Source organism: Sphingomonas sp. AP4-R1, assembly GCF_013113735.1.
GTDB lineage: Bacteria > Pseudomonadota > Alphaproteobacteria > Sphingomonadales > Sphingomonadaceae > Sphingomonas_I.
Window position 1 is genome coordinate 3,660,440 of record NZ_CP053346.1, and the last position, 25,295, is coordinate 3,685,734.

Consider the following 25,295-nt stretch of genomic DNA (forward strand, 5'->3'; position numbering starts at 1 on the left):
CCCACTTTTCCTGCTCAACCGGACTGCAGGCGGTCTTCCGCCTCGTCCCGCAGTTTCCCGGCATATCCTGCGGTTGCAGCGGCGATAAAAGCGCCGATTATCATCGACAATGCCGTGAAGAAGCTCACTGTCGAGGACAGTTTGCGCACCTTGTCCGCCGTCGTTCGAAGGGAGACGATCGCATCGTCGACCCGACGTGTGGCCTCTGATTGGGAAACTCCGGTCTGCCGAGCCACCACCTGAACCACATAAGCTTTGTCGATCTGCGTCGGCGCGTCTTCGCGTCCAAGGATGCGAGCAAGTTCGGCCGAGACAGCGTTATTTATGGGAGCAGACCCGTTCGTTCGAAGCATGGTGTCGGCGACATAGCTTGCGGTGTTCACTGACGAAGCGCTTCCTGCGGCAGAAGCCGTCGCTCCCATGGCCACTGCCACAAGGAGCAAGGTCGCGACCGCCCAGGCAATCAGGCCATGTGCGGTGTCGCGAAAGAAGACTTCGCTCGTGTGCAGCCCAACCCAACGCGTGCGCAGGCGGCCGGTGATGTAGCCGCCCAATGCGGACGACAGCCACTGCATCACAATCATCCAGATGCCGATGCCAATGGCGAAGCTCGTCGCAGAAGGCCCTGCTCCGGGCCAAGGAGATGCTGTCGCGAAGCCCAGGCCAGATCCCAGCGCGAAAAGGATCAGGGTCGTCGCGATTGCGACTGCGGTCCCCGCAAATATCGCTCCCCACGATACAACAGAGGCCGATGGCGCGTTGCTGTGTTCGACCGGACCAGCGCGGTCAATGATGGTAGCCATGCGACCTCCTGTCAGTGCCAGAGCAGAAGCAGGAGCAGGATAACCGGAATAGGTACGCCAAGCAGCCAAAGGAGAATGGGCATCGATCCCTCCTGATACGGGTCCGTTTTTAGATTCTTGTGAGAACGAGCATGGTTAGTGCCAGTTCCTGAGCATCGGGATGAGCGACGAGCGCGATGGGCACGCATTCTGGCGGGGCACCGAGGATCCTCGAATTGGCGCCGTACCGAATGATCGTCGAAGACAGAGAGTGTGTCAGGTCGGTCGATCGGCCGCTCCGGGCGAATTCCGTCGCAGCCGGCACGATTTTCAATGGATGCGGGGGCATCGAGGGCTGCTCTCCGGCGCAAATGGCGCATCTCCTGTGACAGGACGCCGGAACCGATCGCGAGGTGATCGCCTCGGAGGTTTGGGCGAAATGGTCGTCTGTGAGAACCCTGATTTCGCGGAGCGATACGTGTCGCGGTGATCTTTTTGCGAAGTGGGGAATTTCTTGCCCACGGGAGAACTATCCGATGCCCAGCCCCACTATGTTTGCGTCCTTTGCGGAAGCGCGCCTCGACGATCTCGCCCAAGCCAAAGTGGTCGTCTTCGGAGCGTCGGAGGCCTCGCCTTACAGACAGGGCGTGCGGAGCCATTCTGCCGACGCTCCCGCCGCGCTGCGCAAAGCGGCAGGACGATTTGCGGGTTCACTCGGCCAGTTCGATTTTGACCTTGGCGCGACGATGTTTCCCAACAAGGACGATCGTCGGGGTTGTCTTGATATTGGTGATGTTCCGACCAATCCATGGGATTCCGAAGGAAACCGGCAACGGATCACGTCGGCCACGCGAACGATCTTGCAGGCCGGCGCAGTCCCTGTCGTTCTTGGCGGTGACGATTCCGTTCCCATTCCTGTCTTAGCCGGATTCGAAGGCCGGAAGATCACCGTCCTGCAGGTCGATGCACATGTCGATTGGGCCGACGAGATACTCGGCAATCCGCTCGGCTATGGATCCACCATGCGGCGCGCAGCTGAATATCCGTGGGTCGAGCATATGGTTCAGGTGGGCATTCGCGGACTTGGTTCGGGCGAATCCTGGCAGCACGACGACGCACGTCGCTGGGGGTCCCGAATAATCTCCAGCTACGAATATCACGACGCCGGGCCAGATGCGGTTCTGAGCGGCATCGAGCCGGGTGCCGACGTGTTTCTCTCGATCGACTGTGACGGTATCGATCCCGCTGTGCTTCCTGCCGTCAACATGCCGACGCCAGGCGGCCTGACCTATGAGGACATGATCAGGATCCTGCGCGGTGTAAGCGCAAAGGCACGCATTTGCGGACTGGCGCTTGTGGAATATGTCCCAGACCGTGACGACCATCATCAATCGTCCGGGGTGGTGGCGGCCCGAATAGCAACGGTAGCAGCGGGACTGGTGTTGGCCCAGAGCGCATGAGCGTACCCGCAGCGCTTCGGGAAACGGGCGCAAATATCGTCGAGAATAAGGGGGCGGCGCCTCCAGCGTGTGTCGTGCGCTTTTCCTCAGCACGCCCCAAATCTCTCCTGCCCCGGGGCAGAGCCCCCCGAGGCTCCCTGAGCCGCCGTCAGCGATGTAACAATGGGGCGAAGTGGTAGGAACCAGCGGTCAGGCCGAAGGGGGCGGCTGAGCATCCGCTTAAGCACCTGATAATGGTCCCGCTTTATAAGAGGCTCAGGCGTGCTCTCCCGTCTGCGTGCAACCTCGAGGCAAAACATGGCGTCTGTTCGTCAGCTGGTCAGCGTAACGAGTGGGGTGCTTGGCGCTATCCTCGTCACGACTTCGGCGCCCGCCGCGCCGGTCGCAAATGAGCCGACCCTGATGGAAACACGCGTGCTCGCCGCGCTGAACGATGCCCGGTTGAACCCCCAGGCCTATATCGCCGACCTCGCAGCCTATCGAAAGCGCTTCAAGAACAAGCTGGTGACCATGCCAGGAAGTCGGGTGAAATACCTGACTCGGGAGGGTACGGTGCCGATCGACGAGGCGGTCGAGTTCCTCAATTCAGAAGAGAGCCGCTCACAACTTCGGGCGGGTTCGATACTGGCGGCCGCTGCGGCAGATCACGTCGCTGAGCAGGGCCGCTCCGGGCACACGGGTCATATCGGCTCCAATGGATCAGGGCCGGCTGATCGCACATCGCGTCGGGGTGGCGGCAGGTTGGTCGCCGAAGTCATCACGTACGGGGCCTTCGATGCCGCGGACGTTGTTCGACAACTCATCGTCGACGACGGTGTGCCGGATCGGGGACATCGATCCGCAATCTTCGCCGATCGCTTGCGCTATGCTGGCGTCGCATGCGGCTATCATCCGAAATTTCGGACGATGTGCGTGATAGACATGGCGGAGACGCCGGACGGGACCTCCCGCTCGCTGCGCCCGAGCCGCCTGGCCTCGATCGCAGGATAGATTTCTAGCAGATCATTCGACTACCGACCCGACTACAGGGCAGAGGTTTCGTCCAGTCCGGCAACGGCTCGCCGCCCGGCGCTGACGTGTCCCGCTTATGCCGCATCGAAGCCGCACAGCCGGCCAGCGCTGCCATGAGGGCTGCGGACAGGATGAAACGCCACATGGTCAGGTAACGCGGGGGCGCGACAATGTGCCTCCGCTGGCTTCAATTTTCGGTAAGCAGGAACCTCATCTCGCTTCAATGTCACGTGTCGGGAAGGCGCGCTACTCCAGCAGAGAGCCGGGCCCGAATCCTCAAGCACAGGCTGTCCCATGTCGGTTTTGAGGATGGCGGGTAAGTAGAGAGCACGATCGCTCACCCGCGCCGCGCCCTGGCCGTGGCCCATCGACCAAAAGCGATCGCCGAAGCTTGCAGACGGGAGAGGTAGGTCCATATTGTGCAGTGCAGCATGTTCGCTGCAGGTGTTGGTAAGAGACGGAGAACGCAAATGCTGCCGTTCGACGAAGCACTCGCAAAAATGCCCACCGGGCGACGAGCGGTCAAAGATCGCTTGGTCGACATGACCGTCTTTGGGAGGAACCCTGGCAATCTGCATGGGCGCATCTATCGCCCGGCTGACGTCACCGGCCCCTTACCGCTTGTCGTTGTTCTCCATGGATGCACGCAGACAGCCGCAGGCTATGATTATGGGGCGGGTTGGTCCGCCCTGGCGGACGAATTGGGTTTCATGGTGCTGTTCCCGGAGCAGAAGCGCGCGAACAACCCCAATCTTTGCTTCAACTGGTTCCAGCCTGCCGACATACGCCGGGACGAGGGCGAGGCCCTTTCGATCAACCAGATGATCAGCAGCCTTGTGGATGGACAACAGGTCGACCCGAGCCGCGTGTTCATTACGGGACTGTCAGCCGGCGGGGCGATGGCCTCGGTTATGCTGGCTACTTATCCGGAGCTGTTCGCCGGCGGCGCCATCATCGCAGGCTTGCCTTACGGTGCGGCGAGCGGCGTGCCGCAGGCGCTGGAGCGGATGAACGGCAAAGGGCTTCCCGGTGCGGAGCAATTGGGAGAGCTGGTTCGAGGCGCGTCGACGTACGCCGGCGTCTGGCCGGCTATTTCGGTCTGGCACGGTGACGGGGATAGAACAGTCAGTAAAAAGAACGCGGACGCGATCGTCGACCAATGGCTCGCCGTCCACCGGCTGACGGGGCAATCCGCGTCTGAGCACCGCCATCCGGGGTTTGTCCATCGCGTCTGGCGAGATGGGGAGCGGGTGGCCGTCGAGCAGCATATGGTGATCGGGATGGGGCACGGAACGCCACTTGCGACGAGCGGTGCCGAGGCGTGCGGGGCTGCTGGCCCGTTCATGTTGAATGTCGGGATTTCGTCCACCCGGCGCATCGCGGACGCGTGGGGGCTTGGTCAGCCTCATTCGGCCAAGCAGTCGGACGCGGGGGATCAGTCGCGGCAGCCCCTTAAAAGCGAACCGGCCGTCCTTCCGGAGCCGCCGGTGCCCGCTCTTCGGATCGTGCGTCCCAGTCGATTGTCTCCGGATTATGCCCGACCCACCGGCCGCGGCCACAATGTCGGGCGCATGATCGAGGATGCTTTGCGCGCAGCGGGACTGTTGCGCTAACCAACCAGTCGTTTGGATCGTCCATGCCAGATGTCGTTTTCGAAACCCACTGGGGCGCGGCCAGCGACCTATGAGGCCGGGATCTGCCAAAGTCCGGTCTGCCGTACCTGGACCGAGAGGGAGCGTTCGCAGACAGAAACGTCTTGCGCATCCAGGCGCCATTTCCGCGTTGGAGGCCGCGCATCTCGTTCGTTCGCGAACCGTGAGCCAAGGTCGGCGTCGCCCACCGCATTCTGTCAGCCGAGGGTGTCGGGGTCTCGGCATTGTGCCGCCGCGCGACGTCGACTGCACAGGGCGCAACACTTTTTGATCAAAGAGCATTTGCGCCGTGTCATGTTGCGGTGCAAAAAGGACGTGCCTTTCAGGCATCCTCTCCTAGACTTCAGGGCCGCTCCTTCGGAATGTGGCCCTTTTTTTCGTGTTGGACGGTCCGTGTTTCATTCAATCGGGCACAGCTGAGCGACAGGAAGAGATGCTCAGGCAGCGTCAGACAACGCGAACTTCCGACAATGCTCTAGATATGCTGCTTCATGGAGCCCAATCTGTTCTACCACCGAGTGCCAGAGCCAGGACGGTGCCTCGATCGTGCCGCCGCGCCGTTCCGTCAGGGCGTCCAGCCAGAACTCTCGGGTCTGGACGTTCATTTGGCGGGCATGGGCATGGCCGACGATATAGGCCAGATGACGCGCCGCTTTCTTCGCTTCACTGCTCGAAAATTGCTCTAGCTCGATTTTCAGGTCCTGGGGAAGCAATTCGCGGACAAAAACCGGCCTGCCGAGCAAATGGTCCGCGATCATGCGCGAGCCAAGATTGGGCGCCAGCGCCTCGGCTCCGGTCACCACACGCAGGCCGTTGTCCGTCGGCATGCACACCTTCGCAGCGGTGGGCGCGACCGAGCGGACGGCTTCCTTGATGTCGAATAACGCATATTCCTCGGGTTTGCGCTTCGTCCCGCCAATGGCCACCAACACAGCGTAGCGAAGATTGCCGAGCGAGCTGCATCCCTTCACCCAATAAGCGGCATCGATCACCGTTACGCGATCTCGCGCCCGACGACCATCCAACTGTCGAACCAAAGCCTGGATTGGCCCGCTTTCGAACAACGCCTCGATCGTCTTTCGCTCTTCGGGATCCAGCGGCCAGAATTTCTTGCCCAGAGGAATGGCTGGCTTTTCATCTGCGATCCGCTCCTGGGCAAGGTGCTTCCAGCGCCGACCGAGAGCGCGCCGTTTCACCGCGCGGACGACGTTCGGTTCAATATCTTCGCTGTCTTCATGCCGTCCAAGGGCATGCTCATAACCCTCGACCATTTGTTCGATCATCTGCGCTGTCGTGACGCCGGGGAGCGCCGCACCTCTCGCAGCCGTCGCCAGGCTCAGTCCTAGCCGGATTAGATCGAACGCGGGGTTGCTGATCACCGTTTGGTCCAGATCACGGATCTGGATCTCGATATTTCCATCGCAGTCCGCAATGGGTCCCAGATTGCCGATATGGCAGTCGCCGCAGATCCAGACCGGAGGCACTTTCGGCAATTTCCCGGCCAGCTTCGAGCCGGCAAGCCATCGATAGAATTGCTCTGTATTGCCTCGGACATAGGCGTGGGTGGACGCAGCCATCTTGAGTGCGCGGATGCCAAGCAGGCGGGTTTGACGATCGTAAATCTCGTGCACTCTGTCCAATCCGGTCACCCGAGGAATTCATGAGGAGGAACGATGTGCAGTTCAGAAGGCAATCCGTACAGGTACTGACTTGGCTGCGGGAACGTGGCTCTGCTCAGCGTGATGCTCGACGGGAATCAACACGTTGCATTCGGGATAATAGGCACCGAGACAGCCGCGCGGGATGTCGTAGCACGTCACGATCAGGCCCTCCTTCCGGCGAACCCGTCCGTCTCCCGCATCGCTCTCGAGCGCAACGTGTTGTCCCTCGGAGAGCCCGGCCTGTGCCATGTCTTCCGCATTCATGAACAGAACGTCGCGCGTTCCCTTCACGCCGCGAAAGCGATCATGATAGCCATAAATCGTGGTGTTGAACTGATCGTTCGATCGCAAGGTGACGAGCCGATACCGGCCGGGCAAGTCTGCGAACCCGGTTGCCGATAGCCCGCTGGGCACCAGGAATTCGGCCTTCTTCGTTGGCGTCTGCCAGATCCGTTCGCTCGCCTTGTTTCCCTTCCAAAATCCACCCGGCGTGAACAGACGTTCGTTGAAGTCCTGGAAGACCTCAGGATAGGTCTGCTCGATCGCATCGCGGATGCGCGAATAATCTGCGACCCACACGTCCCAGTCGACCTTAGGGTTGAGGGGCAGGATCTGCTTGGCAAGCTCCGCGACGATCGCGGGCTCCGAGAGCAAGTGCGGACTGGCCGGTGTCGCCTTGCCACGAGATCCGTGGATGCAGCTGGTGGAATCCTCGACCGAAACGGCCTGCGGCCCCGTGGCTTGCACGTCCTCCTCGATGCGGCCGAGACAGGGCAGCAGATAAGTCGCTTTGCCGGGAAACAGGTGGTTGCGATTGAGCTTGGTGGCAATTTGAACCGAAAGGTCGAGGTTCGTCCACGATGCCTCCATCGGGCCGGTCTCTGGAACCGCGCGCAGGAAATTGCCGCCAAGTGCCACAAACGCCTTTACCGACCCGTCAATCACGCCCCGGCAGCTTTCCACGGTGTCGAGACCCTTCGCACGGGGCGCGGTAAAGCCATATTGTGCTTCCAGCTTCTCGACGGGCACCAGTTCGGTCTTTTCGGTGATGCCGACTGTGCGTTGACCCTGAACGTTGCTGTGGCCCCGCACCGGTGTGGGGCCGGCGCCGGCCTTGCCGATATTCCCGCGCATGAGCAGCAGATTGACGACCATGCGGACGTTCTCGACGCCTTTGACATGCTGCGTCAGCCCCATGCCATAGACGATCATAACGGCCTTCGATCGGGCATAGACGCGGGCAGCGTCTTCGAGATCACGCTTCGCAAGGCCGGACTGGTGCTCGATATCCTCCCAAGACGCCGAGCGGATCGCTGCCGCCAGCTCAGGGAAACCCGTCGTATGCTGACCAATGAAGTCGTGATCGAGCACCGGCGGTTCGCGTGCATCGCGCGCGGCATCGTCCCATTCAACCAGATATTTGGCGATCCCCATCATTGCGGCGAGATCGCCGCCCGCCTTGACCTGATGATATTGGGTCGAAATTGCAGTCTCCCCGAGCGTCGTCATCTCGATGGGATTCTGAGGATCGGTAAAGCGTTCCAGCCCGCGTTCCTTCAGCGGATTGAATGTTATGATTTCGACACCGCGCTTTCGGCATGCGCGCAGATCATGGAGCATGCGGGGGGCGTTGGATCCGACATTCTGCCCGAAGAACAAGATAGCGTCGCAGTGCTGGAAGTCTTCCAGCCGGGTTGTGCCGACCGGCACACCAATCGCGGCCTTCAGTCCGACCGACGTCGATTCATGGCACATGTTCGAGCTGTCCGGCAGATTCTGATTGCCGAACATGCGCGCCATCAGGGCGTACATGTACGATGCCTCCAGGCTCGCGCGTCCCGACGAATAGAAGACGACTGATTTGGGATCCAGCGACCTCAGCACAGCGCCAATGCCTTCGAACGCCTCCTCCCAGCTGCATGCCTGGTAGCGGTCGCTTGCCTCGTCGTACCGAAGAGGATGGGTGAGCCGACCATGCTGCTCCAGCTCATAGTCGCTCCAGCGGCGCAGATCCGAAAGACTGTGCTCGGCGAAGAAGTCCGGAGTGCTACGAAGCGTCGTCAGTTCCCACGCCGTGGCCTTCGCGCCTTCCTCGCAAAATTCAAACGGATGGTGATCGGCAGGCTTGGGCCAGGCGCAACTCACGCACATGAACCCGTCGGGTTTGTTCTGCCGCCCAAGTTCGCGCAGCGTCTCCGGTTTGATCTTCTCGCGCGGCAGGATCTCGGCCAGTGAACGGACGGATCCCCATCCTCCCGCCGGGCCGGTGAAGGGCGCGATCACAGGTTTGTCAGAGTCCTGCTTTGACATCGCCTTCTCCAGCTAACCTACATCAATTACACGATTATTCTAACGCTGATCGTGCCATGCCGGAACGGCGCAGCAGGGCGATGGTTCATCACGAAACCGTCAATGGAGTCTTGTCATGTCGATCCCCGTCCGCTTCGCACCCGATGTAGAGAAACCGGCTCCCGACGAGGCTGAGACGATTGCAGGACTGAACGAGCAGTTTCGGATCATTCTGGACAAGACGTCCCAGGACTATGGTCACGCGGTGCGCTCCGTTCATGCAAAGGGGCATGGGCTCGCCCGCGGCCGCATCCGTGTTCATGACGGATTGCCGAGAGAACTGGCACAGGGTCTGTTTGCGGACGCCGGCGAATATGACGCCATTCTGCGGTTTTCGACGAATGCCGGCGACATACTCGATGACTCGATTACGCTTCCACGCGGCGTGGCCCTCAAGGTCATGGGCGTGCGCGGTGAACGTCTCCCCGACGCCGAGGGAGAAACACAGGACTTCATCCTTGTGAACGGGCCCGCCTTCGCCGCTCCTGATCCCAAGGCGTTTCTTGCCAATCTCAAGATGTTGGCAAGGACGACCGATAAGGCCGAGGGCGCAAAAAAAATGCTCTCGGCTTTTCTCAGGACGGCAGAGGCTGCGCTCGAAGCCGTCGGCGGCAGTTCGACCCTGCTCAACACGCTCGGGGGTGCCAAACCTTATCACCCGCTCGGTCAGACCTATTTCAGCCAGACTCCGTTTCGCTACGGAGAGTATATCGCGAAGTTTCAGCTGGTGCCGGTGTCCGGCATACGAGATTTCAAGGACGAGACCATCAATGCGTCGGGTCGACCCGACGCGATCCGGGAAGCGATGAACGAACTGCTCGTCGAGCAGGGCGGTACCTGGGATTTGCGGGTGCAGCTTAACACCGATCTCAAAGCCATGCCCATTGAGGATGCGTCCGTCGTCTGGAGCGAGGAGGATAGCCCTTTCGTGACGGTAGCGACCATTTCCGTGCCGGCCCAGATTGCGTGGGAACATCCCGAGAGCGAGCGGACCGAAGATGCCTTGGCGTTCAGTCCTTGGCATGGCCTGGCCGCGCACCAGCCACTCGGCGGGGTCAATCGTGCACGCAAGACCGCCTACGAGTTCTCTGCGAGCTATCGGGGCAGTTTCAACGGCTGCCCGGTGCATGAACCCGCAGGCCTGTCCGACCTTTGATTAGGTTTGGTCCGCCGATCTGCCGCGGTGGCAACTGATCCCGATCGCAGCGGTTGGGGGCAGCGCCGTTCCCGGGCACGCACCCGAGCTGTTCCCGGGCACTGCAATCCCCGACAGCGGATGTGGTGCCGATGATGCGATCCAAATCTGGTCCGCTCGCGCAGATTGAATGCGGGAGCGGGCTGGCCGCGGCGCCCGCTCACATCGCTGATACTTGCCCGCTCAACCTCCAGCGTCGACCATCGGGGGGCGTGCTGAGCCAAGCGGTTGACGTTCGGCCGAGCCCATCGTAGTCGGCGGCACAGACGAGAGGGTGCTTCGCGCCTCTTGCGTAAGCGTTAACGTCAACCAACGCACGATATCGCGGCTGTCTCGAATGAGCAGCCGCGCGTGCAGGATCCTGACGTGGACTCTCTTTCCCAATATGATCGGCCTTCGATCCGGCTTCTTATCGGTATAGTCCTGATCGGAGCGAACCTTCGCGCGCCGATTACGAGCGTGGGCCCGGTCCTGGCGGACATCCAGAGCGACCTCGGCCTCGGCGGGACGACCGCAGGCGTGCTGAATGCGCTGCCGCTGCTGATCTTTGCCCTGCTCTCGCTTATCGCGCCCGCGCTCGGCCGGCGGTATGGGCTCGAGCGGGTACTCGGTGGGTCGGTCCTCGCCATTTTCGTCGGCACCGTTCTTCGTTCTGCCCAGATAGCAGGCGCAATCTGGGCAGGCACGGCGTTGCTCAGCGCTGGTATCGCCTTCGGTAACGTCTTGCTGCCGGCTCTGGTCAAGCGCGATCATTCAACACGAGCGGCGGGGCTCATCGGCCTCTACGCAGCGGCGATGGCGGCCTTTGCGGGTCTCGCGGCGGGGCTGGCAGTTCCGATCGCGAGGATCCCCGGGGCGGACTGGCGCTGGTCTATCGGCGCTTGGGGGGGACTGGCGCTCGGGACGCTCTTGGTCTGGGCGCCGCAATTGCGGCGCCGGCAGACTCATCTCCATCCCGTCGCAGCCGGCGATCCCTTAGCGGTATCACCTTGGCGCCATCCGATCGGTTGGCAGGTGTCGTTGTTCTTCGCGTTCCACTCGCTCATTTTTTACGCGATCGTCGACTGGTTCGCCTCCTATGCGACCAGCCGGGGAGTAGCGGCGACATCTGCCGGCATCATGCTCCTGGTCTACCAGGTCGTCGCGGTTTCGACGAACCTGGGCACGGCCTCTCTCATTCGCCGTTTCCGCGATCAGGCCGGGATCGGATTCTGCTGCGGACTGATGCTTTTGATCGGCACCAGTGGGTTATTGCTCGCGCCGCGCGGTTCGCTGCTTTGGCTGGCGATCGCCGGCCTCGGAGCTGGCGTCGCAATGGTGACCAGCCTGTCGCTGTTCGGGTTACGCACCCATGACCATCATCAGGCAGCGGCGCTGTCCTCCATGGCTCAGTTCATTGGTTATATAGGCGCGGCCACGGGACCTCTGCTGATCGGCGTGCTGCACGACGCAACCGGCGGCTGGACCAGCCCCCTGGCGCTCCTGATCGGAGCAGCCGGATGCGTCATGATTTTTGCCACACGCGCCGGGCGGAACGGCAGAATCCCGGGAGACCGGTCCACGGCATGACCGAGCGCTACTCTTCGGCGGAGGTCACCCTGTAGCGCAGCCACACCGCACCTGAATCGAGACGGTCGCATGCAAGCAGAGACAGCTGCACCTTGCCTTTTAGCCCTTCGCCGCCTGTTTCAATGACCGAACGGCTCGACGAGCCGTCCACCGCGGGAGTGAGAAGGAGATAGATTTCATCAACCACCCCGGCGGCAAGGAAGGAACCGTTGATGCCACCGCCACCTTCGAGAAGCAGGGTTTCGATACCCATTTCCCGTTTGAGGATCTGCAGCAGCGGCGCAAGTGTCATGCCGGCATGCTCGGCGACGATGTACGAGATTCCATCATCGATGAGCTCGGCAAGATGAGCGTCGGCGACGTCCGGGCCCAGCAGAACGATGATCGGATCGCCACCCACGTCTGGCGCGGCGAAATGCAGTTTGCCGGACCGGTCGAGCGCGATAGCGAATGGACCCTTGGCTCCGACCAGATGGCAGGGACGCGGCGGCGGAGATCCGGCAGCCCTCGGATGCGGCATGCCTTTGGCTATCTCCGCCATGGTGGTCCGACCGACGATCCACGCGTCGGCGCCCAATTCATCGTGCAATGCTTCATACGCCGCGCTCCAGTCTTCGGGCGTCCCGTCTGGGCTATGGGTGTAGCGACTGGGGTGCAGCCGCCCGTCCAGCGACGAGGTCATCAGGCAAATGATACGCGGGCGATCGGTCACGCCATCCGTCTCCAAGGTGATTGAGCAGGGCAGCGAGAACGCGCGAATTCGCTGTTAGGCGCCTGGCGGCGGCGGACTCGTGCATTCGAGGGCCAATACGCGCATGGTGTCTGCCGTCGATTATAAAGGAGCGGCCAGGCTGCTACCGGCCCAGCGCGGCGAATCCCACGAGGAGGGCTTTGACGCTGACGTCTTGGATGTCGCGGGCGGCCTCTGCGACCTCACGCACGAAGTCCTTGGAATAATATCCGTCGCCAACCCTTCGGAACTGCATCGACCAGGTGCCGAAGCAGCGTCGATCGGTCGCAACATTCTCCGCCACCTTTATGTCCACGTGGCGCGGGTCATGCACGATGCGCTTCATCGTTGCTTCGACATGAAACGGGCTGCCCTCCAAAACCTGTATGAAGCGGCGACCATCCGACAGAAGTATTCCGCTGATGGCAGTGATCCGATTCCGGGTACCCGCCTGCATGGCGATCGAACTCACCACGTCGTCAGAGAGCGACTTGGCAGCCGTACTAAGATAGACAATGCGGCGCAGATTTAAGGTCATGTCGACGTAACCGTCGACATGTCGACGCGCTTCCTCACTTTTGGCATTCTCCATAAAAATCTGAGGCTGTGGCCCGACCATCACAACGCAGATTAAGTCTGAACATGTCCATGCTCGGCAAAGGAGCGGCGGTCGTCCATGCTACCAGTCGCAAGGGCATGAAGACACGTCTGTAGTGCCCCGGGAACAAGTGATCTTTATGCCCATTGGCTCACTGGAGAGCCCGTTTATTCGGTTGAGCCGAGATAACCCGTGATCGGCGGGCGCTGCGTGCTTCACTTTCGCTTCCTTCGCCTCTGAATTTTGGGTTTCTTCTCCAAGACGTGACACCCGCTCTCTTTCAGACGCGCGACGCCGATCACGCCACGCCACCAAGCGCTTCCCCGACGTAGAGCCAGACGGTGTTCATGGTGAATGACGCGAGCATGTCAAACCTCGCAGAAGATCGCGCCTCGCTCGGAAAGATTGCACTCGATCCCCGCTCGTCAAGACGGCAGCGCCGCATCTGGATGGACCAAATCCTGAGCGCGTAAATTCTCCCAAAATTCGACCGGGATATTCGCGCTGAGTGCGGCATGGTCAGCAAGAACATGATCTGCGTTCGCCGTGCCGACGATCAGAGATGACACAACGTCCGGCGCCCGACTGAATTGAAGCGCAGCCGCGACGAGGTCGACGCCATGCTGGTCGGCGATCGCGCGCAGCTTGGCGAGCTTCTCACGCTTGTCATATGGTATCAGCGTGTTCCCCTCACCATAGTTGAAGCGGTGTGCGCCGCCGATAAACCCGGCATTGAGCGCGGAGCCGACCACGAAACTCACACCTTTCGCCCGGGCAGCGGGGAAAATCTCTTCAACAGCATTGTCGTGATCGATCAACGAATATTGGCTGGCGAGAAGATGGACATCGCTATCAGCTGTCTTCAGGCACCTCATGATGGGCTGCGGACAATTCACGCCCATGCCCCACGCGTCGATCACACCTTCCTCGCGCAGGCGTGTCAGCGTCGGAAACGCCCCTTTCTCGGCAGTGGGCCACAGCGCGTCCCAGTTGTCCGGCAGGAAGCCATTGTCAGGAGACAGGTCGTGCACGAAGACAATGTCCAGGCGATCGAGGCCGAGCCGCTGTAAGCTGTCCTCGATGGAGCGCAGGACGCCGTCAGCACTGTAATCGAAATGCGGTGTGTTGGGAGATGTCGTGAACGGGAAGTATTTCTTGGCGTCGTTGTCACGGCTGGCGTGTAGCAGTTTACCGACCTTGGACGAGATGATGAACTCGCCGCGGGGTTTGCGCGACAGGAATCGGCCGAAGCGCCGCTCAGCGAGGCCGAGCCCATACCAAGGCGACACGTCGAAATAGCGGACGCCCGCGTCCCAGGCGGCGGCGAGCGTCGCTTCGGCCTGCTCGTCGGTCGCGAAGCGAAATTCATTGCCGTGGGCGACCCCGCCGAGGCCGAAATCATGGGCGGGTCGATAACGCGTCGTCATGGGCAGGCCTTTCGAGTGGGAACAGAAAGAACCCCGCAGGTCGCGATGGGCTGCATCCGAAACTGTGGAGCCTCAACCCAGCGGCTAATTATACGAACAGGCATGGGGACGCTTTGTGCTCGCGCCCTTGGCGGGGCCCGCAGGCGGTGACCGGCGTCATTTCGCTTTGAACGATCCGGGACTTTGCGCGCTTTGCAGGTGAGGAGACGACGATGCTCGAACATGTTCCGGCATGGCTCGGCCACATTTTGCGCAACCGGCGGGCCGGTCACGAAAAGCTGGTCGCGGCAGATCCCCACATTCGACTTGGAGCCGATACGTTCGAGCTTTCCAGCCCGGCCTTCGGGGACGGTGCGCGCCTGCCTGTCCGGTTCACTGCCGATGGGGAGGGCGTTTCCCCGCCTCTCGTTTGGACAGGTGTACCGGAGGGCGCGGCTTCGCTGGCGCTGATCGTCGAGGATCCCGACGCGCCGACGTCGCAGCCGCTGGTGCACGCGATAATATGGAACATTCCTGCGAGCGAGCGACGCTTGTCCGAAGGCGCGATTGTGGCAGATGGGGAGGGTGGTCGGCGACGCGACGTCGGTCGCAACAGCTTTCTGCGCGAAGGGTGGCTTCCACCGGACCCGCCGACGGGGCACGGCGAGCACGACTATGTTTTCCAGCTCTTCGCGCTCCGCGACATTCCGCTCCTCGGCCCAAGCCCGGGTAGGGGTGAATTTGTGGAGGCAATTGCTGGTCGTGTACTGGCTGCGGCCATCTTTGTCGGCACTTATTCCCGCAATGAACCGACTGAGATCGAGACAGCAGACGCCTCAGCGATGGTGTCCGGTCGGATCGTCGCCCCCTGAGACTACGGATCTGGCAAAAGTTCCGCGTCCGGTACAAAGGTCTACGCGACCCTCAGGTCGTCGATGATCAGCGTTAACCGTCCTCCACCGATATTCTCTTTTACTTAGATTGGTTTACCCATTTCACGGCCGCGCCCTTAAGAGCTAATTTACGATATGTGAATATCGCGCCCGGTCTGGGTTTGGGGGCTGTGCGATGGCGCGTGCAATCAATTTTTCGGCGGTTCCGCGTGGCATTGCCGGACGCATCGTCATTGCGATGGGTGCGATCGGCAGCCTGATCTTCGCGACCGCCGCGACTTTCTCCTATCACAGCACGAACGAAGCCATTCGTGGCGAAATCGCGGTCTCGCTCGTGACGGCTGCACGAGCTCAGGCGCGGGCGGCGAGCCTGTGGTTCGAGGGGCGACGGCAGCTTGTCGAAAGCGCGAACGAAGACGTTCTTCTTCAACCGTCCGGACAATCCCCGGAAGATGTGTTCAAACATCAGACCCTGCTGAACAGCTTCACGGGCGTCTATTATGGAGATGCCCTCACCGGCGCGTTTCACAATTATCCTCATCTCCGACCGCTGTCTCCAGGCTACGACCCGCGCAACCGTCCATGGTTCAGGAAGGCGGTTTCGGAGCATCGAACAGTCCTGACCGAACCGTATCGCGACGATTCGCTCGAAGAGGACGTGGTTACGATTGCCACCCCGCTGATCCGAGGCCGGACGATCGTTGGCGTGACCGGTGCGGACTTCTCGATCAAAAGTCTGGTCGCGATGCTCGAGGCCGATAAGCCACATGGTTCCCAAGTTTTCCTTGTCGACCGCTCCGGTAAGATCATGGTTCACAGTGACAAGCGGGTCGTTGGACATCCGGTCGCCGACCTGTTCGATGGTGACAAACCCGTGCTTTCTGAGCACCTCACGGAAGTGACCCAATCCGGCCACCGGAGGTTCGTCACTTTCGCGTCGATCCCCGGAAAAGCAGGGGAGGGCTGGCGGATCGGACTTTCGCTCGACGAGAATGTGGCGATGGCGGGATTAAACCGGTCGGTTCGTTTCAACGCCGGTTTCAGCGCGATCGAGATACTCGCCTCGCTGCTTCTGATCTGGCTCATGCTCGCGCGCTATCTCCTGCGCCCGCTCAACACGATCATCGCGGCTATGAACGGACTTGTGGAAGGATCGAATGCCTCCCTCGCTCCGGAACTGAAGGCGCGCGCCGACGAGGTGGGCGAGCTTGCTCGCGCATTCACGGTGTTCCGTGCCGATCGCGCGCGCGTCGAAGAGCTTACCGGAGCAGAAGTAGCCCGGCTTGGCAAAGAGGCCCTTGCCAGGAAGGTGATGATGGCCAACCTGCAGCATTCGTTCGGCCGGGTCGTGAATGCAGCGGTCGCTGGCGACTTCAGCGCGCGCGTGGGACGAACGTTTCCCGACCCCGAAATGAATGAATTGGCGCGCTCCATCGATGATCTTGTCGAGACGATGGACACCGGCCTGCGAGAGACCGGCGAGGTCCTTGGGGCCATCGCCAGCACGGACCTCAGCCGGCGTGTGAAGGGTGACTATCAGGGCGCCTTTGCCAAGCTGCAATCCGCCACGAACACCGTGGCTGACCGCTTGGGAGAAATATTGGGTGAACTTCATCGTACGTCGCGCCAGTTGAAGGAGGCTACCGGCTCCCTTCGGACAGAGGCCAGCGAGCTTTCGCGCAGAACGGTGGAGGAGACAGCCTCGCTTCGGACGGCGTCCGACGCCATTGACCGCCTGTCGAAGGTGGTGGCCGAGAATGCCAGTCATGCCGAGGTCGCAAGCGAGCGCGGACGGCAGGCGGCAACCTCCGTGATCTCGGGTCAGCATGTGATCGCCGAGGCGCGGGTAGCCATGGAGAAAATGGAGGCATCCTCCTCCTCCATTTCGAGCGTGATGAATACGATCGACGGAATCGCGTCGCGCACATCTCTGCTGGCTCTCAATGCATCCATTGAGGCCGCGCGGGCGGGCCAGGCCGGACTCGGATTCGCCGTGGTCGCGTCCGAAGTGAAAGCACTTGCCAATCGCGCTGCTGACGCCTCTCGGGAAGCCCGGATGCTTATTGAGCAGACGCGCAGCGAGCTTGCCAATGGCTCTGTGATGATGACCGAGGTCACTGAAAATCTGGAATCGATGCACGCTGCGGTTGAAGACAATGCCGCACGACTGGACGTGATCGCGCGGGCAAACCGCGAGCAGGCGGCAAGCATCGGGGAATTGAACGATCGCCTTCACCGGATCGAAAGATCAACTGCCGACAATAACTCTCTCGCGGGGCAGCTTCAGAATACTGTGGATGAAACCACAATCAGGGCGGGCGAGCTCGATCGTATCGTTGAAACCTTTACTCTGAACGACGTGACGGGAAAAATGCGCGCGGCCGCATGAGCGCACGGCGACGACGGGAGGCGGCGGGCTGACCTCTGTCTCCACGTTTATTGTTCATGCCGAAGGCCGGAAGGGGGGCTGCGCGTGATCGGGGCCACGTCGCGTTGACCCGCTGCAAGAGGGGGCTGCAGCACTGCTCAAACATCAACGCCAGGCAGGTGGAGGGAGCCGATCTGCACATAACTTCGTTTTGACAATAAGCGAAGTTGTTGCATCTGCCATTTGTTGACACAGGCGCCTCATCGCCTAAAATTCCGCATGCCCATTCGCCAGTCGCGCAACGTGTCGCTCACGCCCGAGCTCGATCAGTTTATCGAGAGCAGGCTCGCCGCTGGCGAGTATGGCAATGCCAGTGAGGTCGTCCGCACCGCGATCAAGCTGCTGCGAGATCGGGAAGCGCCTGCCGTGCCGGATGGCCCCTGGCTGCATGGCAACGGAGAATGCGCCGATCTGATCCGAGCTTATGAATGGGCCCGTTCCCCGCTCGGCGATCCCGCCCGCTGGTCTCCAGAGCTGCGCGCGACCGTCACCAACATCGTCAACTCGCCCGTGCCCAAAGTGCTCATGTGGGGCCCCGAGCACGTCATGATCTACAATGATAGCTACAGCGTTATCGCGGGCGGTTATCATCCGAAAGCGCTGGGAGGCACCGTATCCGGAATCTGGCCTGAGATCTGGGACTTCAATCGCGTCATCCTCGAGGCCGGTTTCAGGGGCGAGGTGTTTTCGCATCGGGACCAGCCCATGGTGGTTCGGCGCAATGGCCTGGACGAAGCGGTTACCTTCGACTTGTTTTATTCGCCCATCCGAGAAGCCGGCGGCCGGGTCGGCGGCGTGATGTGCACGGTCATCGAGAATACCGAGAAGGTGGAGGCCCAGCGCATGCTGGCGCGGAGCGAAGCCGAACTGCGCAGCATTACGGACGCCTTGCCCGTCCTCATCGCATTCATAGACCGGGACCATGTCTATCGGTTCGCGAACAGCTTCTATGAGGACTGGCTCGGCCTGAAGCCTGCCGATGTCGTCGATCGCCATGTGCGGGACGTTTTCGGCGAAGCTTTCTTCGAAAGCCGTCAGCCAATGATGACGCGCGCGCTGGCCGGAGAAACGATCCACTCAGACACGGTGCTGCCTTACCGGGACGGTGACGAGCGGGCAGCCGACGTCCGTTATATTCCGCGGATCGAAGCCGATGGATCGGTCAGCGGCTTCCACGTTCTCGCCTTCGACGTCTCGGAGCGTGTCGAACGGGAAAAGGCGCTCAATCGCCATATAGAGCATCGGGAGCGGGCCGAAGCACAGTTGCGCGTACTGAACGAGACGCTCGAAGCGCGCGTGATCCAGGAGATCGGCGATCGTCGGCAGGCCGAGGCAGAACTCGCCCAGGCGCAAAAAATGGAGACGATCGGCAAGCTCACGGGCGGTGTCGCCCATGACTTCAACAATCTGCTGCAGGTCGTCTCGGGCAACCTCCAGATGCTGGTCAAGGACGTGTCTGGCAACGACCGCGCCGAGCGCCGGATCGCCAATGCGATGGCGGGCGTTTCCAGAGGCGCCAAGCTTGCCGCCCAGCTGCTGGCGTTCGGCCGCCGACAGGCGCTGGAGCCCAAGGTGGTCAACGCGACCCGCTTCGTCCGCGACATGGACGACATGTTGCGCCGGGCGATCGGAGAAGGAATCGAAGTCGAGACGGTCGTCGGCGGTGGCCTCTGGAACACCTTCATCGATCCGATCCAGATCGAGAATGCGCTGCTCAACCTCGCGATCAACGCGCGCGACGCCATGGAGGGCCAGGGCAAGCTCACGATCGAACTCGGCAATGCGAGCCTCGATGACGATTATGCGCGCCAGCATTCCGAGGTGGCTGCGGGCCAATATGTGATGCTCGCCGTGACCGATACCGGCTGCGGAATGCCGCCTGAGATTATCGAGAAAGTGTTCGAACCGTTCTTTTCGACCAAAGGCGAGGGCAAGGGATCGGGGCTTGGCCTTTCGATGGTCTACGGCTTCGTCAAGCAGTCCGGCGGGCACGTCAAAATCTATTCGGAAGTCGGCGAGGGGACGACGATCAAGCTCTATCTGCCGCGTGCCGATGCGCCGGAAGATATCGAGATCGATGTCGAGAGTGGTCCTACGGCCGGTGGCAGCGAAACCGTTCTCGTCGTCGAGGATGATGACGAGGTCCGGGCGACCGTGGTCGAGATGCTGAGCGAGCTCGGCTACCGCGTCCTCAAGGCGGTCGACGCCAGCAGTGCGCTGAGTGTGATCGAAAGCGGTATCCCGATCGACATCCTGTTCACGGACGTCGTGATGCCCGGTCGCCTCAAGAGCCCCGAACTCGCCCGGATGGCGCGCGAACGGCTGCCCGATCTCACCGTGCTCTTCACGTCCGGTTATACGGAGAATTCGATCGTGCATGGGGGCAAGCTGGATGCCGGAGTCGAACTGCTCTCAAAGCCCTATTCGCGCGAGGCTCTCGCCCGCAAATTTCGGCATGTCCTGGCCAACCAGCAGCAGTGCAACAAGGCTCGTCGTGAGCAGGGGAAGCTAGGAACAGAGCCGCAGACACTTTGTGCCGAAACGCAGAAGCTCAATGTGCTGGTGGTCGAGGATGATGAGCTGATCCGTTCGGTGACCTCCGAAATGCTGGCGGAGATGATGACGGTAGTGACGGCGCCGAGTGCTGAAGACGCCGTGACCGCGTTGCAGACTGTACCGATCGACGTGCTCATTACAGACGTAAATTTGCCCGGACAGTCCGGGCCCGAGCTTGCCGAGCGTGCCCGAACCCTCCGGCCCGGGATTGGCATCGTCTTCGCAACAGGCGATAACGACGTCATGTTCGGAAGGGACGATCCGACCGTCGTAATTCTTCACAAACCCTTCGATGCGACCGCCCTCGTCAGGGCGATCAGTCTCTCAGCCATGAAGAAGGTCTCGACCGTCACGGATCAAGCCAACGGTGGTCAGGGAGAGCCGGCAATCGACAAAGATTGCGTTAAGGGTGAATGAGGCTAGCCGGAGCGCAGCAACTGAATTTCGGGCAACGGAGCGCAAGGATCGGATGTCGCACGAACGTTGATCGCCTGAACGATTATGCGATCGTTATGTCAGACGACACGCCCCCCCCCTGAGAGTGTTCAGACTATCTCAGTCGAATCCTGAATCGTATTGGCACGAACACGAGAGCTGTTTCGTTCATTCGCTTTAACCGAGGAGCGATGATGTCGGACAATAAATCTTCAAAGCGCCCCACTCGCAATCTTATCATTTATCTCGTTTTCGCTGCGATCCTCGCAATCGGCCTCCTCGCGCTGGCGACCCGCGGCCCGGGGAGCATAGCTGTTCCTCATCAAGACGACACTCCAAAGTCGGAAACGGATTAACTGACGGCTCGCTGGGAAGGGCGGGGGCGGCCGGAGGGCTCACAAAGGCAAACCAATCGACCGCCAACACCCTGAACCCGCTGGGTACGAACTGGCGCCGGACGGCTGCCTCGCTCACCCAAGAGGACACGGACATACGTCGGTTGCATCAACCACACACATTGTCATGTCTTCGCAGGGTCATGTCTCCGCGAGATCTTAGTGTCGAGAGCGGATCGGTCCCGTTCCGTGCGCCCCGCTGAAAAGCCCTCCATCCACGACAATTGTTGAAGGTCATCGCAAATATCAAATGGGCAATGCCACCATTGCCCGGTAGGCGCACGCCCGCATGCGTAGCCAGCTTTATAGGCTGTCGCCGCCTGCTGTTCGTTCCATCTCGGCATCACGCCTAAGCGGATCAGCCAATTTTCAGTTCATCGCTTCGTCGTTTTTATATGGCAATTGATCTATTATGATGAATAGATTCGACTGTTTCATTCATATGATGAGTTGGTATCATTTAATGTTATATCATTGGTCTTAATTGAAATATAATGTAGATAGATCAAGTAATGGTCATAAAATATATATTAGTGCATTTCACGTTTGTAATGTTTATACATGTTGTAATTGATTTGGCTGTAACTAATTTCGTGTATAAAATGATATGGAAAATACGGTGACATCGTTATCGAGGTGTTGACCAATATATGGTCTGACATGATATTCATGGACAACCTGCCGTCGAATGATGGCGCCTGGCCGGCAAGCGCGTGGGCAGACGCTGCGTTCGAGACCTCTGTCATTAGGCCATCGCATATCGAGGTGAATGCGCCGGGAGAGGCCGTTGGGCATCCCGGCGGGCCCTGAGCACAATCGGACCTCATCGATGGTGCAGTGTGATGTTCAAGCGGGGCAAAGCTCAGCTTGGATTGCCTTCGGCGCGGCATCGAAAAGTGGGAGGGGAGAGCTGTTCATCAGTTTGACGGGGCTGCCCGCCGGGCTTCTCAGGCCGGCCGTGAAACCGGACTACTGGCTGCGTCGTTCCCCTTACATCCCCTTCGAAAAAACAGGAGCTTGCATGTTCGGACGCAAGAACAAGGTGCGCTATGCCGTGGTCGGCGGCGGCCAGATTTCGCAGCAGGCGTTCATGCCCGGCATATCCCGGACCGACAATTCTGAACTGGCCGCTCTTGTGACCGGCGATCCTGTCAAGGCGGACGAGCTTGCGAGCAAGTACAAGATCAAGGCCTGGTCTTACGACGAATATGCTACCCTTCTGCGTTCCGGCGAGATTGATGCAGTGTACGTGGCAACGCCAAACGCGCTGCATACGCCCTATGTCCTCGCTGCCTTGGAGGCTGGCATTCACGTATTGCTGGAGAAGCCGGCCACGGCCAGCCTCGCGGATGCTGAGCAGATCATGGACATGCAGAAGACCTCGGGCGCGAAGCTGATGATCGCGTATCGGCTGCATCACGAGCCGGGTACGGTAGAGATGGTCACGCGCGCGCAAAAAGGTGACTTCGGAGACCTGCGTTTCTTCACCGCCACCTTTGCCCAGAACGTCGCCGAAGAGAATTCGCGCGGTCATAATGGCTATTGGGGCGGGCCGGTCCCAGACATGGGGACCTATCCGCTGAACGCCGTCCGCAATCTGTTCGGCCTGGAGCCGACCGCCGTCCACGCGATTGGCACGACGACATCTGGTCGCAGTTTCAATTTCCATGACACGGTCGCGGTCACGCTCCAATTCCCGGGTGAACGGATTGCGCAGTTCACCGTAAGCTATGCGACGGCGCCTGCGGAGCGTTTCACGCTTGTCGGCACGAAGGCGACGATAGACGCATCGCCGTGCTTCATGTTCGGCCCCGCGATCGGCATTTCCTACGTCGAGACGACCGCCGACGGCAGCGAAACGCATACATTCGATCCGGTCGAGCAATTCGGCAACGAAACCCAGTATTTCTCCGACTGCATCCTCCATGATCGCCAGCCGGAGGCCGATGCGGAAGAGGGCTTTCTCGATATGCGCGTCCTGGCAGCCGTCGAGCAGTCGCTGGACACGGGCAGGGTCGTGGCGCTGGAGCCCAGGCACCGCAGCCGCGGTATCGAGGCTGACCAGGCTCTCCATCTGAAACCTGCGAAGGAGCCAGGCGAGAACCAGCTGATCAGCGTCGTGCCGCAGTCCGCCTGATCGTGCCTTCCTTGTTGGACAAAGCGCGCGCGGTCATCTCCGACCGCGTGACGGCTCCCCTGTCATCGAACAGGCATACCGATGGATGCCTGCCTCTTGAGGATTACGGCGCGCTCGGTGACGGGCGGACCGTCGCTCTGTCCGGCTCGGACGGCTCGATCGATTGGCTGTGCGTGCCCAATCTGGACTCACCGCCGTTGTTCGACCGGCTTCTCGACCCCGACGACGGGGGCCGCTTCTCGATGACGCCCTCGGAGCCGTTTGACGTCGAGCGACGGTATCGACCCGACAGTAACGTGCTCGAGACGGTTTTCACGACGGCCTCAGGGCGAGCCAAGATCACCGAGTCGATCAACAGCGGTACGGCGGGTCGGCTTCCCTGGGTGGAGCTCGCGCGCCGTGTCGATGGTCTCGACGGAACCGTTCGGTTCAGACTCGAGATGCGCCCCGGCCGGCGGGCGCACACGGCGAGCCCCTATCAGTCGCGCATTGGTGGACATTCGATCTTCCACGTCGGCGACGTGCTAGGGCTGTTTCTTCATTCGGCCGGCGTCGATGTTGAGCGGCGTGACGATGGCGTGTTCGGCGCTGTGAGCATCAGGCAGGGCCAGCGCGAGGTGGTCGCGATTATCGCGGGGCAGGGAGAGCCCCTCGTCGTCCCAGGCATCGATGAGATCGATGAGCGGATTGATCTCTCCGACGACGAGTGGCGTGCTTGGGCCGAGCGGGTTTCATATCGCGGGGACAGGAGATCGGAATTCATCCGCAGCGTGCTTGCCCTGAAGCTGTTGCTCTACTCACCTTCCGGCGCGATCGCGGCCGCGGCGACAACTTCGCTGCCGGAACACATCGGCGAGGCGAAAAATTACGACTATCGCTACGCCTGGGTCCGAGACGCCGGCTACACGATCAAGGCATTTCTTGCCGCCGGAGCCCAGCCGGAGGCGAAGGCCGCCTTCACATGGCTGCTGAAGCGTCTCGATCAGCACGGTTCCAGGGTCTGCTACACGCTCGGCGGCGATCTCGTGCCCGGCGTCACCGAGATCGACGTATCCGGCTACCGAGGGTCTCGGCCGGTTCGCCGCGGCAATTCCGCCACCGCGCAGCGCCAGCACGGTGTCTACGGCGACATTTTCGAAACCGCAGCGCGCTTCGTCGACTGCGGCAACATCCTTGATCCCTCGAGCGCCGAGACGCTCTCACACCTTGCGGATGAATGCGCTGATAGCTGGCGCCAGAAGGATTCCGGTATCTGGGAGCTTGCGGAAGAACAGCATTACACCATGTCGAAGGTAAGCTGCTGGCAGGCCCTCGCCCGGGCTGTCGATCTCGCCGACCAGGGACAGCTTCCGACGACATGTCGGGAGCGTTGGGCGCGTGAACGCGACCGGATCGCCAACTGGATCGGCGACAATTGCTGGTCCGTAGAGCGCAATTCCTTCGTGCTCCACCCTGGCACCGATCGCCTCGATGCGTCGCTGGCGCTCATGGTCCGCTTCGGGTTCGACGGGCGAGACCGCTTGCAAAGCACGATCGACGCGATCGACCAAGAGCTTGGCGTCGGCTCGTGGCACTACCGCTATAGCGGTTCGGCCGACGAGGAAGGGTGCTTCCTGGCCTGCACCTTTTGGATGATCGAGGCACGCCTGCTCCTCGGACAGCGGGGGCAGGCGGAGGCGATGCTCGCTGCGCTGGACGACACGCTCCGGCGCGGAGTCGGTATCCTGTCCGAAATGGTCGATCCGCGAACCGGTGCCTTTCTCGGCAACTTGCCACAAGGCCTGTCGCATCTCGCGCATGTCATGGCGCTCGATAGCCTCGCGACCCGTGACGAATGCTCAAATTGATAGCGGCACTTAACCTTGGTCACTCTCGGCGAAGAGCGACTTCAACGCGAGTTCAGCGCGTCCGCGAACCCGTGCGAGCTGACGTCAGGAGTGCATGCATCGCCATTGCGTCGCCTGGACCGGCAGGTTCGCCATGTTCGAGCAGAGTGACGAGCCAGAAGAGGTGCGGTGGATGCCGCCGGTGTCATGTC

At 61.0% G+C, this 25,295-nt stretch carries 16 protein-coding genes; 10 read left to right on the forward strand and 6 right to left on the reverse strand.

Translation table 11 applies throughout. From position 1 onward, the window contains the following. Positions 1-14: 14 nt before the first annotated feature. Positions 15-803 carry a hypothetical protein gene (locus tag HL653_RS16795; protein WP_171745535.1) on the reverse strand — a complete coding sequence of 263 codons (789 nt, stop codon included), beginning with the start codon at positions 801-803 and terminating at the stop codon, positions 15-17. Positions 804-1,318: 515 nt separating this feature from the next. On the opposite strand from HL653_RS16795, the gene HL653_RS16800 reads away from it, so the two are divergent. The 3 genes from HL653_RS16800 (at position 1,319) to HL653_RS16810 (ending at position 4,866) form a co-directional block, all read left to right on the forward strand. Further along, positions 1,319-2,242, forward strand: coding sequence for an arginase family protein (locus HL653_RS16800; protein ID WP_171745536.1), 924 nt, complete (start codon positions 1,319-1,321; stop codon positions 2,240-2,242). 297 nt (positions 2,243-2,539) lie between these two features. Next, complete coding sequence (locus tag HL653_RS16805; protein ID WP_171745537.1) at positions 2,540-3,232, forward strand: CAP domain-containing protein; 693 nt, start codon at positions 2,540-2,542, stop codon at positions 3,230-3,232. A 491-nt stretch (positions 3,233-3,723) separates the two neighbouring features. Further along, complete coding sequence (locus HL653_RS16810; RefSeq protein ID WP_171745538.1) at positions 3,724-4,866, forward strand: PHB depolymerase family esterase; 1,143 nt, start codon at positions 3,724-3,726, stop codon at positions 4,864-4,866. A 476-nt stretch (positions 4,867-5,342) separates the two neighbouring features. Here HL653_RS16810 and HL653_RS16815 read toward each other — a convergent pair whose 3' ends face one another. Beyond that, on the reverse strand, positions 5,343-6,554 hold the full coding sequence (locus HL653_RS16815) for a DUF2252 family protein (protein ID WP_367613564.1): 1,212 nt from the start codon (positions 6,552-6,554) through the stop codon (positions 5,343-5,345). Between the two features lie 33 nt (positions 6,555-6,587). Next, the gene (locus tag HL653_RS16820) at positions 6,588-8,876 is read right to left on the reverse strand and encodes an FdhF/YdeP family oxidoreductase (RefSeq protein WP_171745539.1); all 2,289 of its coding nucleotides are present in this window, start codon (positions 8,874-8,876) and stop codon (positions 6,588-6,590) included. Between the two features lie 115 nt (positions 8,877-8,991). On the opposite strand from HL653_RS16820, the gene HL653_RS16825 reads away from it, so the two are divergent. Beyond that, complete coding sequence (locus HL653_RS16825; RefSeq protein WP_171745540.1) at positions 8,992-10,071, forward strand: catalase family protein; 1,080 nt, start codon at positions 8,992-8,994, stop codon at positions 10,069-10,071. A gap of 405 nt (positions 10,072-10,476) precedes the next feature. After that, positions 10,477-11,679, forward strand: a complete 1,203-nt coding sequence (locus HL653_RS16830; RefSeq protein WP_171745541.1) for an MFS transporter — start codon at positions 10,477-10,479, stop codon at positions 11,677-11,679. A 7-nt stretch (positions 11,680-11,686) separates the two neighbouring features. Here the strand turns inward: HL653_RS16830 and HL653_RS16835 are convergent, their stop codons facing one another. From HL653_RS16835 to HL653_RS16845, 3 genes are all read right to left on the reverse strand, one after another. Further along, positions 11,687-12,391 carry a RibD family protein gene (locus HL653_RS16835; RefSeq protein ID WP_171745542.1) on the reverse strand — a complete coding sequence of 235 codons (705 nt, stop codon included), beginning with the start codon at positions 12,389-12,391 and terminating at the stop codon, positions 11,687-11,689. A gap of 142 nt (positions 12,392-12,533) precedes the next feature. Continuing rightward, on the reverse strand, positions 12,534-13,001 hold the full coding sequence (locus tag HL653_RS16840; RefSeq protein ID WP_171745543.1) for a BLUF domain-containing protein: 468 nt from the start codon (positions 12,999-13,001) through the stop codon (positions 12,534-12,536). A 431-nt stretch (positions 13,002-13,432) separates the two neighbouring features. Beyond that, on the reverse strand, positions 13,433-14,434 hold the full coding sequence (locus HL653_RS16845) for an aldo/keto reductase (protein ID WP_171745544.1): 1,002 nt from the start codon (positions 14,432-14,434) through the stop codon (positions 13,433-13,435). 212 nt (positions 14,435-14,646) lie between these two features. Between HL653_RS16845 and HL653_RS16850 the strand changes: the two genes are divergently transcribed. The 5 genes from HL653_RS16850 (at position 14,647) to HL653_RS16870 (ending at position 25,104) form a co-directional block, all read left to right on the forward strand. Beyond that, positions 14,647-15,285: a YbhB/YbcL family Raf kinase inhibitor-like protein gene (locus HL653_RS16850; RefSeq protein WP_171745545.1), complete on the forward strand. Its 639-nt coding sequence runs from the start codon at positions 14,647-14,649 to the stop codon at positions 15,283-15,285. A gap of 196 nt (positions 15,286-15,481) precedes the next feature. After that, complete coding sequence (locus HL653_RS16855) at positions 15,482-17,695, forward strand: methyl-accepting chemotaxis protein (protein WP_171745546.1); 2,214 nt, start codon at positions 15,482-15,484, stop codon at positions 17,693-17,695. Positions 17,696-17,953: 258 nt separating this feature from the next. Continuing rightward, positions 17,954-20,707 (forward strand): type II toxin-antitoxin system ParD family antitoxin, encoded by a 2,754-nt coding sequence (locus HL653_RS16860; protein WP_171745547.1) that lies wholly within the window; start codon positions 17,954-17,956, stop codon positions 20,705-20,707. Between the two features lie 1,242 nt (positions 20,708-21,949). After that, entirely contained in the window at positions 21,950-23,257 is a 1,308-nt protein-coding gene (locus HL653_RS16865) for a Gfo/Idh/MocA family protein (protein WP_216599888.1), read from the forward strand. 89 nt (positions 23,258-23,346) lie between these two features. After that, entirely contained in the window at positions 23,347-25,104 is a 1,758-nt protein-coding gene (locus HL653_RS16870; RefSeq protein WP_171747054.1) for a glycoside hydrolase family 15 protein, read from the forward strand. Positions 25,105-25,295 lie beyond the last annotated feature (191 nt).